This window comes from Bacillus ndiopicus (genome assembly GCF_000612805.1).
In the GTDB taxonomy this organism is placed as follows: Bacteria; Bacillota; Bacilli; order Bacillales_A; family Planococcaceae; genus Metasolibacillus; species Metasolibacillus ndiopicus.
In genome coordinates, this window is the sequence record NZ_HG964406.1 from 369,987 (window position 1) to 383,093 (window position 13,107).

14 protein-coding genes, 17 tRNA genes and 1 rRNA gene are annotated in these 13,107 nt (G+C 38.7%); 6 read left to right on the forward strand and 26 right to left on the reverse strand.

Going from position 1 to position 13,107, the window contains the following annotated elements:
* The first annotated feature begins 1 nt into the window (after position 1).
* The 4 genes from TY13_RS13195 (at position 2) to TY13_RS13210 (ending at position 3,082) form a co-directional block, all read left to right on the forward strand.
* Positions 2–556: a sigma-70 family RNA polymerase sigma factor gene (locus TY13_RS13195; protein WP_042476799.1), complete on the forward strand. Its 555-nt coding sequence runs from the start codon at positions 2–4 to the stop codon at positions 554–556.
* Positions 553–1,563 (forward strand): DUF4179 domain-containing protein, encoded by a 1,011-nt coding sequence (locus tag TY13_RS13200; protein WP_042476801.1) that lies wholly within the window; start codon positions 553–555, stop codon positions 1,561–1,563. The genes TY13_RS13195 and TY13_RS13200 overlap by 4 nt, the downstream gene beginning before the upstream one ends.
* A 264-nt stretch (positions 1,564–1,827) precedes the next feature.
* Complete coding sequence (locus TY13_RS13205) at positions 1,828–2,592, forward strand: sporulation protein (RefSeq protein WP_042476805.1); 765 nt, start codon at positions 1,828–1,830, stop codon at positions 2,590–2,592.
* A gap of 22 nt (positions 2,593–2,614) precedes the next feature.
* Entirely contained in the window at positions 2,615–3,082 is a 468-nt protein-coding gene (locus tag TY13_RS13210) for an NUDIX hydrolase (protein ID WP_042476807.1), read from the forward strand.
* 490 nt (positions 3,083–3,572) lie between these two features.
* Here TY13_RS13210 and trmL read toward each other — a convergent pair whose 3' ends face one another.
* Both trmL and queG read right to left on the reverse strand, forming a co-directional pair.
* Positions 3,573–4,049: a tRNA (uridine(34)/cytosine(34)/5-carboxymethylaminomethyluridine(34)-2'-O)-methyltransferase TrmL gene (trmL, locus tag TY13_RS13215; protein ID WP_407637732.1), complete on the reverse strand. Its 477-nt coding sequence runs from the start codon at positions 4,047–4,049 to the stop codon at positions 3,573–3,575.
* An 11-nt stretch (positions 4,050–4,060) separates the two neighbouring features.
* On the reverse strand, positions 4,061–5,200 hold the full coding sequence (gene queG / locus TY13_RS13220; protein ID WP_042476811.1) for a tRNA epoxyqueuosine(34) reductase QueG: 1,140 nt from the start codon (positions 5,198–5,200) through the stop codon (positions 4,061–4,063).
* 63 nt (positions 5,201–5,263) lie between these two features.
* On the opposite strand from queG, the gene TY13_RS13225 reads away from it, so the two are divergent.
* Together TY13_RS13225 and TY13_RS13230 are read left to right on the forward strand one after the other, a co-directional pair.
* Positions 5,264–5,962, forward strand: coding sequence for a B3/B4 domain-containing protein (locus TY13_RS13225; RefSeq protein WP_042476813.1), 699 nt, complete (start codon positions 5,264–5,266; stop codon positions 5,960–5,962).
* A complete protein-coding gene (locus TY13_RS13230) occupies positions 5,946–6,452 on the forward strand; it encodes a hypothetical protein (protein ID WP_042476816.1) in 507 nt (168 codons plus the stop codon). The genes TY13_RS13225 and TY13_RS13230 overlap by 17 nt, the downstream gene beginning before the upstream one ends.
* 206 nt (positions 6,453–6,658) lie before the next feature.
* On the opposite strand, the gene TY13_RS13235 is transcribed toward TY13_RS13230, so the two are convergent.
* The 24 genes from TY13_RS13235 to rrf form a co-directional block, all read right to left on the reverse strand.
* Entirely contained in the window at positions 6,659–7,558 is a 900-nt protein-coding gene (locus TY13_RS13235; RefSeq protein WP_042476818.1) for a S66 peptidase family protein, read from the reverse strand.
* A gap of 63 nt (positions 7,559–7,621) precedes the next feature.
* Positions 7,622–8,365 (reverse strand): DUF4253 domain-containing protein, encoded by a 744-nt coding sequence (locus TY13_RS21060; protein ID WP_042476819.1) that lies wholly within the window; start codon positions 8,363–8,365, stop codon positions 7,622–7,624.
* Positions 8,366–8,377: 12 nt separating this feature from the next.
* Positions 8,378–8,692, reverse strand: a complete 315-nt coding sequence (locus TY13_RS13245) for a DUF5713 family protein (protein WP_042476821.1) — start codon at positions 8,690–8,692, stop codon at positions 8,378–8,380.
* Between the two features lie 19 nt (positions 8,693–8,711).
* A complete protein-coding gene (locus tag TY13_RS13250) occupies positions 8,712–9,059 on the reverse strand; it encodes a hypothetical protein (RefSeq protein ID WP_042476824.1) in 348 nt (115 codons plus the stop codon).
* Positions 9,056–9,607, reverse strand: a complete 552-nt coding sequence (locus TY13_RS13255; RefSeq protein ID WP_042476827.1) for a hypothetical protein — start codon at positions 9,605–9,607, stop codon at positions 9,056–9,058. Before TY13_RS13255 ends, TY13_RS13250 begins: the two co-directional genes overlap by 4 nt.
* Before the next feature lie 377 nt (positions 9,608–9,984).
* On the reverse strand, positions 9,985–11,052 hold the full coding sequence (locus tag TY13_RS13260; RefSeq protein ID WP_042476831.1) for a suppressor of fused domain protein: 1,068 nt from the start codon (positions 11,050–11,052) through the stop codon (positions 9,985–9,987).
* Between the two features lie 290 nt (positions 11,053–11,342).
* Positions 11,343–11,424, reverse strand: a tRNA-Leu gene (locus TY13_RS13265).
* A 13-nt stretch (positions 11,425–11,437) separates the two neighbouring features.
* Positions 11,438–11,512, reverse strand: a tRNA-Gly gene (locus TY13_RS13270).
* A 49-nt stretch (positions 11,513–11,561) separates the two neighbouring features.
* Positions 11,562–11,635, reverse strand: a tRNA-Cys gene (locus tag TY13_RS13275).
* A 6-nt stretch (positions 11,636–11,641) separates the two neighbouring features.
* A tRNA-Gly gene (locus TY13_RS13280) sits at positions 11,642–11,716 on the reverse strand.
* Between the two features lie 3 nt (positions 11,717–11,719).
* Positions 11,720–11,794 (reverse strand) — tRNA-Gln (locus TY13_RS13285).
* A gap of 20 nt (positions 11,795–11,814) precedes the next feature.
* Positions 11,815–11,890, reverse strand: a tRNA-His gene (locus TY13_RS13290).
* 28 nt (positions 11,891–11,918) lie between these two features.
* Positions 11,919–11,994 (reverse strand) — tRNA-His (locus TY13_RS13295).
* A 27-nt stretch (positions 11,995–12,021) separates the two neighbouring features.
* Positions 12,022–12,095 (reverse strand) — tRNA-Trp (locus TY13_RS13300).
* An 11-nt stretch (positions 12,096–12,106) separates the two neighbouring features.
* Positions 12,107–12,190: transfer RNA gene (locus TY13_RS13305), tRNA-Tyr, on the reverse strand.
* A 3-nt stretch (positions 12,191–12,193) separates the two neighbouring features.
* A tRNA-Thr gene (locus TY13_RS13310) sits at positions 12,194–12,269 on the reverse strand.
* Positions 12,270–12,285: 16 nt separating this feature from the next.
* Positions 12,286–12,358, reverse strand: a tRNA-Phe gene (locus tag TY13_RS13315).
* A gap of 18 nt (positions 12,359–12,376) precedes the next feature.
* Positions 12,377–12,452 (reverse strand) — tRNA-Asp (locus tag TY13_RS13320).
* A 3-nt stretch (positions 12,453–12,455) separates the two neighbouring features.
* Positions 12,456–12,532 (reverse strand) — tRNA-Met (locus tag TY13_RS13325).
* Positions 12,533–12,542: 10 nt separating this feature from the next.
* Positions 12,543–12,618, reverse strand: a tRNA-Val gene (locus tag TY13_RS13330).
* Between the two features lie 12 nt (positions 12,619–12,630).
* Positions 12,631–12,705, reverse strand: a tRNA-Glu gene (locus tag TY13_RS13335).
* Between the two features lie 16 nt (positions 12,706–12,721).
* Positions 12,722–12,813 (reverse strand) — tRNA-Ser (locus TY13_RS13340).
* A gap of 7 nt (positions 12,814–12,820) precedes the next feature.
* Positions 12,821–12,895 (reverse strand) — tRNA-Asn (locus TY13_RS13345).
* Between the two features lie 18 nt (positions 12,896–12,913).
* Positions 12,914–13,029, reverse strand: a 5S ribosomal RNA gene (rrf, locus tag TY13_RS13350).
* Positions 13,030–13,107 lie beyond the last annotated feature (78 nt).

The following is a 13,107-nucleotide window of genomic DNA, read 5'->3' on the forward strand; positions in this document are numbered from 1 at the left end:
TATGCAGCATACTTTTATAAAACGTTTAAAAAAACAAAAAGAGGACGCTCTAGAATATATTATTAATGAATATTTGCCATTTGTTAAAGCAATAGCATTAAAAATATTAGCACCTATTGGCAAGCAAAATGCTGTTGATGAATGCGTCAATGATGTCTTTTTAGAGGTTTGGCAAAATGCGGGGAAGTTCCAAGGTGAGCCTGGGGATTTTAAACGCTGGATAGGTACTATTACAAAGTATAAGGCGATTGATTATTATCGTGTGCTAGACAAACAAAATACGCGTGAGGCAATGCTTGAAGACCGCTATGAGCAACCAAATAGCAGTAGCGAGCAAGCTATTTTAAATCGAGAGCAAAAAAATGAAATGCTGTTACATCTTAGCCTGCTTGAGCAGCCCGATTGCGATATTTTTATAATGAAATATTTTTTAGACATGTCCAATATCGAAATTGCAGATGCTTTATCGTTAACAAAAGCAGCTGTTGATAATCGTCTATACCGCGGCAAGAAAAAACTGGCACAATCGCCGAAACTAAAGGAGTTGTTCATATGAATGATTATAAACAATTTGCTAACTTAAATATTGATGAAATAGAACCTGTAGCTGTGACAGAGCTTGAGAAAAAACGTCTTCAAAAGCATGTACTAGGACATAAAAAGAAGCGTGCAGCTTGGCGCAAATATGCGATTATTGCAGCTATATTATTTGGTGGAACGGTGGTCACACCATTTACCTTCCCATCCCTTGCAGCTCAAATACCGTTTATGAAAAATATTGTGGAATATACAAATACACAATTAATTTATAAAAATTATAACGATTTAGCTACAGTCTTAGAGCAGGTGCAATCAAGTGATGGTATTTCTATCATGATTGAAAATGCTGTCTTTGACGGAACGTCTATGACACTGACATATGCAATTGAAACAGATAAAAACTTAGGGGAACAGCCATTTATCAAGGGCTCCTTTAATGTAAAATCAGCTAGTGGCTATGGGGGAACAGGCTTCATAAAAAAAATAAACGACAACACATACATCGGTGTTGAAAGTATTACACCATTATTTGATGACGATGCACCAGAGGAAATTTTAGTGCGCTGGCAGCCTTCTGCAATTCGAGCAAATTCAGAAGTCATATATAAGGGAGATTGGTCATTTGAGTTTAAGCTACCTAAACTACAAAACGCTATTAAAACTGTCCATGTTGAGCAGCAACTTGCTGGAGTTCAAGTAGTCATCAATGCTATTGAGCAAAATGCCTTGTCTACAATTATCCGCTATACAGAACAAATAGAAAAAAGCGTTCTAGAGGAATGGCCAATGACCTCTGTCGATATTATAGAAGTACGTGATAATTTAGGCAACGTCTATGAAGCTAAAAGCAATGGCGGACATGGCAATCTAGAAACAGGTACAATGGAATGGAGCTTTTCAATCGATCAATTACCTGCCGAAGCAACTACCCTATTTTTAACACCTAGAATTTTCTATAGTAAAGGCTCTGGGAATAATATGCAAGGACCGAAAATGCAAGAAATGGCGATTGATTTAAGATAACTTTAAATTTGGGCGATTCACCTTTTCTTTACTATGGTGAATCGCTTTTTCACTTATAACAATGTAAGTATCTCTTAAAAAAAGGTGGAACGACTATATTAAAGTAACGCACGCAATCATTGAGTATATTATTCTATTACAAATAATTTTAAATTGGCTGCAATAAAAAATATGCCACCTATTCTAAAATAAATTTCAATCTCTTTGAAACTTTTTTCTCCAACATTACGTATGATAATCAATAAATTATAGGGGGATTCACATATGTCTTTTTTTAATAAAATTTTAGCAAGTGTTGGGGTAGGCGCTGCAACAGTTGATACAAAATTGCAGCATACTACATACACAGCGGGTGAGATGGTTAGTGGGATTGTTGAAATAAAAGGAGGCAATATTGAGCAACCAATCGATGCTATTTATTTAACTTTATATACGAATTATATAAGAGAAGTAAATGATTCGAAGCGTAATGAAACAACAGCTTTAAAAAGAATAAAACTAAACGAAGCTTTTACAATTCGTGCAAATGAGTCCCATAGTATTCCATTTTCCTTTGTGCTTCCCACAGATGTGCCAGTAACAATGGGGAAAACTCGTGTTTGGATTCATACAGAGCTGGATATTAAAGCTGCTGTTGACCCAACAGACAAAGATTATATTGAAATTAAACCAACACCACTTGCTGCACAAATTTTACAGGCGATTCAACAACTTGGCTTTCACCTACACAAAGTAGATTGCGAGGCAGCTTCTGGACGCTATCGCCAAAACTATCCTTTTTTACAGGAGTTTGAATTTGTACCTACAGCACCTATGTATCGTGGGCGTTTAGATGAACTTGAGGTAACATTTCTTTCTCAATCAGACAGCTTTGCTGAAATTTTATTGCAGATAGACCGCAAAGCACGCGGTTTAGCCAGCTTCTTATCTGAAGCACTAGATATTGATGAAAGCTTTGTACGTTTAACTATCTATGCAGGAGAACCAATTCAAACGAAAATACAACAAGTAATTAACAAGTATATTTAAAAAATATATAAAGGAACATTATATGAATGATTATATCAAAACAATGCGAGCAATGATTGGACATGAAACATTAATAACCATTGGCTGTGGGGCAATCATAGAGGATAATAAAGGGCGAATTCTTTTACAAAAAAGAATCGACAATAACACCTGGGGCATTCCAGGTGGGATTATGGAGATTGGCGAAACCTTTGAAGAGACGGTAAAGCGAGAAGTTTTAGAAGAAACAAACCTTGTACTACATGATATTTCTTTATTTGGCCTGTATTCTGGTAAATCAGGGTTTGCCACTTATCCAAACGGTGATAAAGTATTCAGCGTTCAAATTATCCTACAAAGCTACAACTATACAGGTCAACTAAAAATGAATAACGAAAGTAGCGAACTTTGTTTTTTTGCCAAAAATGAACTACCTACAAATTTAAATCCTACACAGGCGCCATTTATTCTGGATTGGCAACATGATATGAAGTTGCCTATCTTAAAATAACTTTATAGGTACATTAGCTAGAGTTCTTTTTTTTCGAATAATGAAAGATACGATAATTAAAATAATGACTGCTACCAAAACGTTGTTAAATTACTTTTTTAGATGTTGGCCAAATTAGTTGGTTCCATTCTCTTCTTTATTCATTGGAGGCATTTGCCCAATTTGAAAGCGTTGTGGCATGCCTCCAAGTATGCTTAAGCCTACCTGTTAACACTGTATAATAGTTATTAAACGCTGCAGACAAGACAGGTTTTATTAAATTACCTACGAATTTCTATGGCTTATTTGTGTTTTTTTATGACTTATTTGCGGTTTCCCCTAGTTATCTGCGTTTTTTCATGACTTATCTGCGCTTTTTCCTAGTTATCTGCGTTTTTCATGACTTATCTGCGTTTTTCATGACTTATCTGCGATTTTTTCACTTAAAAATAAAAAGTGTTGAAAAATACGCTTTGCTATTTTTCAACACTACTTATCCCATATCAATTTGCTACTTTAATCCTGGGTACCCCTGCTGTCTCAACGCTTCATAAATAACAATTGCCGCCGTATTAGATAAATTCAATGACCGAATATGGTCGCTTTGTGGGATACGCAGACACATCTCTCTACGCTCATAAGCAAAATCCTTCGGCAAGCCTGTCGTTTCCTTACCAAACATAAAATAAATATCGCGTTCTTGGTCACTAAAATCATGTGTCGTAAACGGCTCGTCACTATATGTTTCGATTAAATAGACATCGCCATCCTTACTATAAGCGATAAAATCCTCTAATGAATCGTGGTACACAACGTTGACATGTTCCCAATAATCAAGTCCAGCTCGCTTTAACATTTTATCGTCTGTTGAAAAGCCTAATGGTCGAATTAAATGTAGGCTCGTATTTGTTCCTGCGCATGTCCGCGCGATATTTCCTGTATTTGCTGGAATTTCTGGTTGATATAAAACAATATGCAATGGCACAATAAACCCTTCTCTCAATCAATTTCTTTTAATAGTGCTAATCCTTTATCTATTTCTGCTAGTACCTCTACGTCCTGCTCTTGCTCTTTCGCTGCCAGTAGCTCTTCTCTTACACCTTGTCCACCAATTCTACCAAGTGCCCATGCGGCTGTTCCGCGAATAACTGGGCGTTCATCCTTTTTCATTACCTGCAAAAGTTCAGGCACTGCTTGCTGTTCCTTGAAATGAGCTAACGCTAAAATTGCATTGCGTTGAATTGGCTTTTTCCCACGCCATGAGCCAGAAACATGTCCGAATTTCGCTTTAAAATCCTTATTTGAAATTGTTAATAGCGGCTCTAACAAAGGCTTTGCTAATTCTGGATCAGGTATAAATTCCTCATGAATCCAATTGACTTTTCCTTTGTTTTTCGGACATACCGTCTGACAAGTATCACAGCCATATAGGCGATTGCCAATTTTCCCGCGAAACTCATCGGGTAAAAACCCCTTCGTTTGTGTTAAAAAGGCGATACATCGCTGCGCATTTAACTGTCCGCCTTCCACGATTGCACCTGTTGGACAAACATCAATGCAAAGCCTACAGTCTCCACACTCATCCTCCATTGGCTTATCTGGTATAAATGGGACATTGGTAATCAACTCCCCTAAATAAACGTAAGAGCCAAACTCTGGCGTAATAATGGAACAATTTTTTCCGCTCCAGCCAATACCCGCACGCTCAGCAACTGCTCGGTCTACTAGCTCCCCTGTATCAACCATCGACTTTATTTTTACATCTGGCACGCGTTCACGTAGCCATGTCTCAATTAACTGCAGGCGTTCACGTACAGCAACATGGTAATCAATCCCCCAAGAAGCTCGGCAAAAAATCCCTCGACGCTCTCCCTTTTTTCCTAAAGGGGCATCCTTCATTTTCGAAGGATAAGCAAGAGCAATTGCAACAATGCTCTCTGCTTGATCTAATAAGCGTAAAGGCTCCGTTCTTTTATCAATATCCGACTCTTCAAAGCCTGATTGATAGCCTAGCTGCTGCTGACGGCGCAAACGATTTTTTAACTCGACAAATGGAGAGGCTGTCGTAAATCCTATTTTATCGACACCGATGGATTTAGCATACAGAATTAGCTCTGTCTGTAAATCAGTGACATTCATTTTCCTTTTTCTCTCCTTATTGCTACAATTATATATATCAAATTTAATATAGCAGGTGATTTTATGAATATTTCATTGCACGATTCGCTTTCTACATACAATTTAAAAATCGGCATTATTTATTATAACAAAATTGTTGTGTCAGATTCTCCTCAAATGATTAAAGGACGCACCCAGCTTTATCAGGAAAATTTATTTTTAGAAATGCAGGAAATACCTGTTACAGAACGAGCAGGTATTGCAGAATGGCGCAAGCTGTGGAAAACACTTGGTGCGGACCCAAATCGCTACCGTCATTCAGCGGAAAGTTTAATGCGCCGTGTTGCTAAGCAAAATTATTTAACACCATTTCATTCAGCGGTCGATTTAAACAATTTCTTCTCACTGCAATATGAAATGCCAATTGGCATATATGATATGGATAAGCTACAAGGCGATATAGAAATAGCACTTGGCGATGAGGAAACAAGCTATGAAGGCTTAAACGGGCGCCATAACTCACTAAAAAACATTTTATATACACATGACAAACTCGGCGCGTTTGGCAGTCCTTTTGTTGACTCTAAGCGAACTGCTGTAACGGAGCAAACAACGTCAGCCTTGCAAATTTTTTACTTGCGCCCATCGCAAACAGAAGAAGATTGCATGAAGCTACTTGCCGCTGCTGGCAAAATGTTTACACAAGTAAATGGTGGTGACTTCTCCATCGCTCTGCTCACAAATACAACAAAAGAGGTGGCTCTACATGATTTCATTAGCTGAGGCAATTAAATTAAAAAGCATCTTAAAACAAAAAATTAGTGAACTTTCCATGGAAATTTCAACTGTCGCCTATACTGTTGTAGAAAAAGGTGAAGAACCTAAAACACCTAGTCGTACGATACAGCAAGTCGAAGCAGATTTAGCTGTTGTTCGTAAAGACGCACGTACGCTAGATCGTTTAATTTACCGTGCAAATATTGATAACTTTATAGAGTTCAATGGAGAAAAACTTGCTATTGTGGAAGCAATTGAACTCGCTACACAGCTACGTGCTGAGGCTGGGCAAGCAAAGGCATTCGGTATGTCTGAAAAGGAAAGCTATATGCACAGCATGGGAGAAACGATTTTATATAATGTTGCGCTTTTTGAACCAGAAGAATATCGCGTGCGTGCTATTAAATTAGAAAAACAGGCACATCGCCTATCAAATATAATTAACGCGAAAAACTATCAAGTGCAAATCGACTTTGATGATTCTATGTATTTCTAATCTTGGCGCGGTGAGACTCCAAGCCAAGTCGTAGCGAGTGTTCTCACAATTTGAAATGCAAACCAATAACAAATTACCTGTCATTATGTTACTAATATCCAATCACCAACTAAATGCGGAATAGGACAAACTTGACAATTTAACTTCTAACGCTCGCCACGAAAAGAAGCTGCCTGTAAGCAATTGCCTACAGAGCAGCTTCTTTATTATTCTACGCCAGGTAGTATTCTAAGCACTTTCATATCCGCATCCAAAATCGCTTCTACACCGAGTGGAAGACCTATGTTTGGTTGACAATGACCTAGTTTAAAGCCAGCTAATACAGGCTTATTTAATGGCTTTAAATAGTGCGATATAATTGGTAACAGTTCTTCCTCTGTTACACCATTAAAATCGCCAATGACAAAGCCTGCTGCCTGTTCTAGCTTACGCGCTAAACGCAATTGATTAAGCATACCATCAATGCGATCTGGTGTCTCATGAATATCCTCTAATACAACAATCTTGCCCTGCAAATCAACCTCAAACTTTGTTGCAAGCGTACTAACAAGACGGTTCAAATTGCCTCCAATTAATTCACCACGGGCAACACCACCAACAACCGTTTCAAGCTTTGAAATCTGTTCATCATAATAGATTTCAATCGGTGTAAATAATTGCTGGAACATTTTTTCCGATAGCTCATCTAAAGGCTGATTACTCTCACTTAGCATTGGTCCATGAAAGGTAACTAAATCGGCATATTGATTAACCGCTAAATGTAGACTTGTTACATCAGAAAAGCCCCAAATAATTTTAGGATTTTCCTGCAATAGCTGATAATCAATTTTATCTAGTAATCTACCGATACCGTAGCCACCACGCACACAAAAAATTGCTTTAATTTCTTCATCTGCTATCATCGTATGCAAATCCGCTAGTCGCTCTTCATCACTGCCTGCTAAAAATCCATCATACTCCGCAATCGTCTGTCCTAATTTATAGCGTAATCCTAATTTTTCAAGTAACTCAAGCTTTAATGGCAATTGCTCCATCTTTAATGGGCTACTAAGTGCTACGACACCTACAGTATCTCCTTGTACTAATCTTATTGGTCTAATATTCAATTTCCCCACCTCTTTCAGTCCATTGTATTATAACATTGCGAAAGATATGTGGCATAACTGAACTTAATCCCACCAAAAATACCAAACCGATTCCTTCATCAAATAATCCGCATACTCGCCAATCGTCGAAAACTCCTCTAAAACATACTGACAAAATAGAACATGCTCTTTGGCTAAAACTAATGCTTCCTCAAATGTTGCTGGGCTACCCTCTGCTCTTAATATCCAACTATCCTGTGTCACTGCGATAGGCTTAGCATCATATTGCTCCTGCCACTTCTTCATAATAGCAGCCTGATAAAGAGGCAGTGGACATTCATTAAAGCCCCCCATTGGCATCCACAAAGCAGCTTCAAAAGCTGTTTCCTTAGGCAAGCTCATGACAATCACTTGCTCCTCTTCATACTCATTACGCTCATTAATCCATGCCTTATCTAATTCAAATGAGCTAACAGTACTTTCTATATACGCCTCGTCTAAAAACGAATCATTAATCGTATTAGATGAGCTAAGTTTATAAATTTCCTCAAAGCCTTTACCGTTTAAATTCCTCAACTCAGGCTCTAAATGAAAAAGATTTGATTCTGCAATTTTTCGCCATACATCATCGTTACTTAAATTTTGTAGCTCTTGACGCTGTTGCTGTACATAGTCGCTTAAAGACATATGCTCCTCACATACATCTTCAAGCATTTCGAGCAAATTATAGCTAGGGACAACGAGTAACCCTTGCTTTTCTGACCATTCAGCAGAAGAAATCATTTTAATCGAGCAATCCTGCAAGTAGTTTAGCATTTCTTCTAACACCAAAAATCCTCCTTACCAATCACGCTCTTCTAAAGCATCTTCCACATCAATATCAATATTATATGCTTCCAATATATCTATTACTGTTTCTGCAATACTGTCCCTTGCAACTGTTTCAAGCTCGCTATCATGCTCATAAAACTCCTCCATCAAATCATTAATGGCAAGTGTCATCTCATCGAATTTTTCTTGAATATTTTCTAAAGAATGTGTTCCTTGCTCTAAATATTGAACAACGCCCTCTATTAAAACTTTAATTTTATCAACTAAAAACTTTGGATAATAATCATCCTTATACATAGTTTCTAAATAGTTTATTTCTTTCATTCAATCCAGCCCCTTTATTTTAGTTTGGCATATGCCAGCCCTCTTCATCGTCCCAAATCGCATCTGTATCATCTAAGTGTACGTGCCAATCTCCCTCAGAAATTGCTCTACGAATATCTGTTAAACATTGCAGCCAATAAAACAGCGTTTGCACCACTACCTCATAATCGTCTACTAAAGGAAGCTTAGTTGACCCTTGGAAAATGATATTTACTTCATCAACCTGCTCATAAACATAAAATGTCTCCCCGATATCTGTCCATTGAAAATTTTCGTTATACTCATTAACAATAGCGGTAACTTTTTCTTGTTCTTCATTAGTTAAAGGTTTATTGCGTTCACATGTGTAATAAATAGAAACACTCATAGTGCTCCTCCTCTCTTGTCCCATATTTCTTTACGACTTTCTAACAGATCAAATAACTCTGTCAAGCTTTGCACTAAATCTTTCCGCTTCTGTGCAATATTTTGGAATATTGGTATCGCTTCACGTATTTGATATTCACTGTAAACATAGTAGCTAATAAAAGCGCTCTGTTCATAGCCACGTGGCTCTTCTTCCTCCCACTCCTCCTCATCTTCCTCGTCATCTTCAGACCAAAGCCATTTTTCCTGAAGCAATTCATCCATATGGCTCACAGGGTTAGATGCTAGCTTCTCCCATGTAAAAGCGGAAGCTGCTGCAATATATAGCTGTAATTCTTCCTCTGTAATTTTTCGATTCGGCAACGTATGTAAAAGCTGTTGAAGAGCCCATGGCGTGACCTGCCATAGTGTGCCTTGATGCTCAATTAATTGTGAAAGCTCATTATATTTCTCCGCTTTTATTAATTCAGGAATTTCTGTCCCTCTGCCATATGCAGTTGTTAAACGGTGCCAAGGTATAGTTGAAATTTCTTTATAGGTAATTTGCATGAAAATACCTCTTTTCCATATAAATTATATATATTCTCTCTTTATCCTATTATTATATAATACATTTATAATTACATGATTCAGAAAGCTCTAATAATTGTAATCTATTTGATTTATTATTTTTACAAAAAAAAGTAACTTGCATTTCTTATATAAATTTTTATTGATGAGAAAAAATAGTTACACTAAAACAGCAAAAATTTCCTAAAAACCAAACTTGAAGATCTTTTAGAAGGAAGTAAATATTGGCTAGGATACAACAATTTTATAGCCTCCAGGAGAATTTACTTGCTAGAAGATGTGAAAAAATATATTTAAAAGGTGTAAGAACATAATCGCCTACACCTTTTGGAAATTTGCTTTATCGACTTGATGGCTTAACCTATTGTTTCTACAACATTGCCATCGCCATCTTTTATATGTGTTTTTACGATATGAATTTGTAAATCTTTAGTTGTGGAAAGTTGTACTGTTTTTTCTTTAGTCTCTAGTATTGTATCAAGCTCTGCAATTGCTTCATGATTAAGTATTAGTGTTACACCATTCTCATCCTCTTGTATTGCAACCTCATCGCCAACAGCTAACGTGATTTGTGCATGTTGACCTACGAGAATAAGTGTCTTATTTTTCAAAAGGCGTCCTTTTATTATTTTACGTATTATTTCTGCCTGCTTAGCACCTATTGTTAATTGTGCTGGCTTTTGACTAAGCAGTTTTTTCTCACTAGCTTGCCATGCTAGCTGGTCGTTAAATAAATAGCCTGTGCTAGAGCCATCTTGTTCAATTCCTTGTGTGATGGCCTTTTGTATTTCTTGCTTTGCTAACAAGGATTGTCGCTCTAATTTCGTAATGTAGTATGGCATATAAGACTGGCAAGCTGCTAAAAAGCCTCGTGTATTCCAAGTTTGGATAGCCTCAAGCTCATCCTCTGTAATACCTACCATCTGTATAAATTCTACCTGGCCATTAGGTGTGTCCATCGTAGAAAGCTGCACATCACTAATAAAAGCAAGCGCCGTTAAACTTGTATCTGAATCAAGGCAAATTGGTCCATTCGCATCTAAGTAATCTCCAGAGTGAAATACATTACCACTATTAAATACATATCTCCCCATGTTTTGTAGTAAATTCAGAGCCCAAGCAGGTGGTTCTTCCTCACTCGCATCTCTTACTAAACGGAACGTTAATTCAAAGCCATAGCCACTCACTTCTGCATTGTCTGATTCTTTTTCATATAGCTCTGAAAAGCCATAGGTAACAAAATGCCAATGGGCTACAGGCTCTTCGCTTTTATAAACACTAATACCATCTAATGGATCGTCCCCACCAAGTACATATGGAATGAGTGTGCCATAATGAGCTGGCTGTTGCTCACCATATATTTCTTCTACAGCTTGGTCAATTGCATCCCAGCCTTGTGCCTCATTATTATCATTTTCAGTCATAATATCCCTCCATAATTTAGTGATGTATACATAAATTAATAAGGAAATTTTATGTTAATATATTTTAGAAGTCAATGAACCATAGTACCCTCTATCTAATGTTTACTACCTAAAGTAAAGGAGACCTTACTCTGCTTAATTGACTTAATATCTTATGTTTACAGCTTTCTATTAAAATTACGCTTAGTGTTTTTTTCCTATTTAAATTTTTTACATAAAAAATAAGGAAATATAGTTTTTTCAAGAAATAAAAAAAGAACCCTTGAAATATCAAGGATTCTTCAAACAGATACCAGTAGTCGGGGTCGAACCGACACTCCCGAAGGAACGCGATTTTGAGTCGCGCGCGTCTGCCAATTCCGCCATACTGGCAAAGGCAAAAATTTGGAGCGGAAGACGGGGTTCGAACCCGCGACCCCCACCTTGGCAAGGTGGTGTTCTACCACTGAACTACTTCCGCTAAATATTAATTAAAAATGAAGAAAAAAAATCTCCAATTTATACAAAATTGGAGGCGGCAACCGGATTTGAACCGGTGATAAAGGTGTTGCAGACCTGTGCCTTACCACTTGGCTATGCCGCCTTAAAATGGAGCGGAAGACGAGGTTCGAACTCGCGACCCCCACCTTGGCAAGGTGGTGTTCTACCACTGAACTACTTCCGCAAATGGCTGGGGTACTAGGATTCGAACCTAGGCATGACGGAATCAAAATCCGTTGCCTTACCGCTTGGCTATACCCCAACAACTTATATAGATTAAAATGGGGCGACTGATGGGAATCGAACCCACGAATGTCGGAACCACAATCCGATGCGTTAACCACTTCGCCACAACCGCCACTATAAAATATTTATTTTAGAAAAAATGGGGCGACTGATGGGAATCGAACCCACGAATGTCGGAACCACAATCCGATGCGTTAACCACTTCGCCACAATCGCCATTATTAGTTTTACAATAAAAAAATCTGGCAGGGGCAGTAGGAATCGAACCCACACCAAAGGTTTTGGAGACCTCTATTCTACCGTTGAACTATGCCCCTATTCAGATAAATGGTGGAGGGGGACGGATTCGAACCGCCGAACCCTAAGGAGCGGATTTACAGTCCGCCGCGTTTAGCCACTTCGCTACCCCTCCAAATGGTGCCGGCGATAGGAGTCGAACCCACGACCTACTGATTACAAGTCAGTTGCTCTACCAACTGAGCTACACCGGCATTAAGGAATAAATGATGGGTCAGGACGGAATCGAACCGCCGACACTTAGAGCTTCAATCTAATGCTCTACCAACTGAGCTACTGACCCACATTTTTATTATATAAATGGCGGTCCCGACCGGGATCGAACCGGCGATCTCCTGCGTGACAGGCAGGCATGTTAACCGCTACACCACGGGACCTTTTGGTTGCGGGGACAGGATTTGAACCTGTGACCTTCGGGTTATGAGCCCGACGAGCTACCGAGCTGCTCCACCCCGCGATAATTATAATGGTGGAGGATGACGGGTTCGAACCGCCGACCCCCTGCTTGTAAGGCAGGTGCTCTCCCAGCTGAGCTAATCCTCCATATTTAATAAGTGGTGACCCGTACGGGATTCGAACCCGTGTTACCGCCGTGAAAGGGCGGTGTCTTAACCACTTGACCAACGGGCCAATGTCGTTTTAAGGTTGGCGGAGAGTAAGGGATTTGAACCCTTGAGACAGTGTTAACCGCCTACACGATTTCCAATCGTGCTCCTTCGACCTCTCGGACAACTCTCCAAGAAGATGGCTCCGAAGGCAGGACTCGAACCTGCGACCAACCGGTTAACAGCCGGTTGCTCTACCACTGAGCTACTTCGGAATATTATTATTAAGGATAGACTAGCGATGTCCTACTCTCACAGGGGGAAGCCCCCAACTACCATCGGCGCTAAAGAGCTTAACTTCCGTGTTCGGTATGGGAACGGGTGTGACCTCTTTGCCATCATCACTAGACTATTTTTAAAAGACAAGAATTATTATAACATATTTCATATTAAAGTCAAGTATGTATTTTCTTGTTCTTTCAAAACT

Bases quoted from the DNA above. Each gene is read 5' to 3' on its own strand.
- TY13_RS13200 (WP_042476801.1), top strand. From the start codon at position 553: ATGAATGATTATAAACAATTTGCTAACTTAAATATTGATGAAATAGAA.
- TY13_RS13225 (WP_042476813.1), top strand. From the start codon at position 5,264: ATGAATATTTCATTGCACGATTCGCTTTCTACATACAATTTAAAAATC.
- TY13_RS13205 (WP_042476805.1), top strand. From the start codon at position 1,828: ATGTCTTTTTTTAATAAAATTTTAGCAAGTGTTGGGGTAGGCGCTGCA.
- TY13_RS13245 (WP_042476821.1), bottom strand. From the start codon at position 8,692: ATGAAAGAAATAAACTATTTAGAAACTATGTATAAGGATGATTATTAT.
- TY13_RS13195 (WP_042476799.1), top strand. From the start codon at position 2: ATGCAGCATACTTTTATAAAACGTTTAAAAAAACAAAAAGAGGACGCT.
- TY13_RS13255 (WP_042476827.1), bottom strand. From the start codon at position 9,607: ATGCAAATTACCTATAAAGAAATTTCAACTATACCTTGGCACCGTTTA.
- TY13_RS13210 (WP_042476807.1), top strand. From the start codon at position 2,615: ATGAATGATTATATCAAAACAATGCGAGCAATGATTGGACATGAAACA.
- TY13_RS13250 (WP_042476824.1), bottom strand. From the start codon at position 9,059: ATGAGTGTTTCTATTTATTACACATGTGAACGCAATAAACCTTTAACT.
- TY13_RS13230 (WP_042476816.1), top strand. From the start codon at position 5,946: ATGATTTCATTAGCTGAGGCAATTAAATTAAAAAGCATCTTAAAACAA.
- queG (WP_042476811.1), bottom strand. From the start codon at position 5,200: ATGAATGTCACTGATTTACAGACAGAGCTAATTCTGTATGCTAAATCC.
- TY13_RS13260 (WP_042476831.1), bottom strand. From the start codon at position 11,052: ATGACTGAAAATGATAATAATGAGGCACAAGGCTGGGATGCAATTGAC.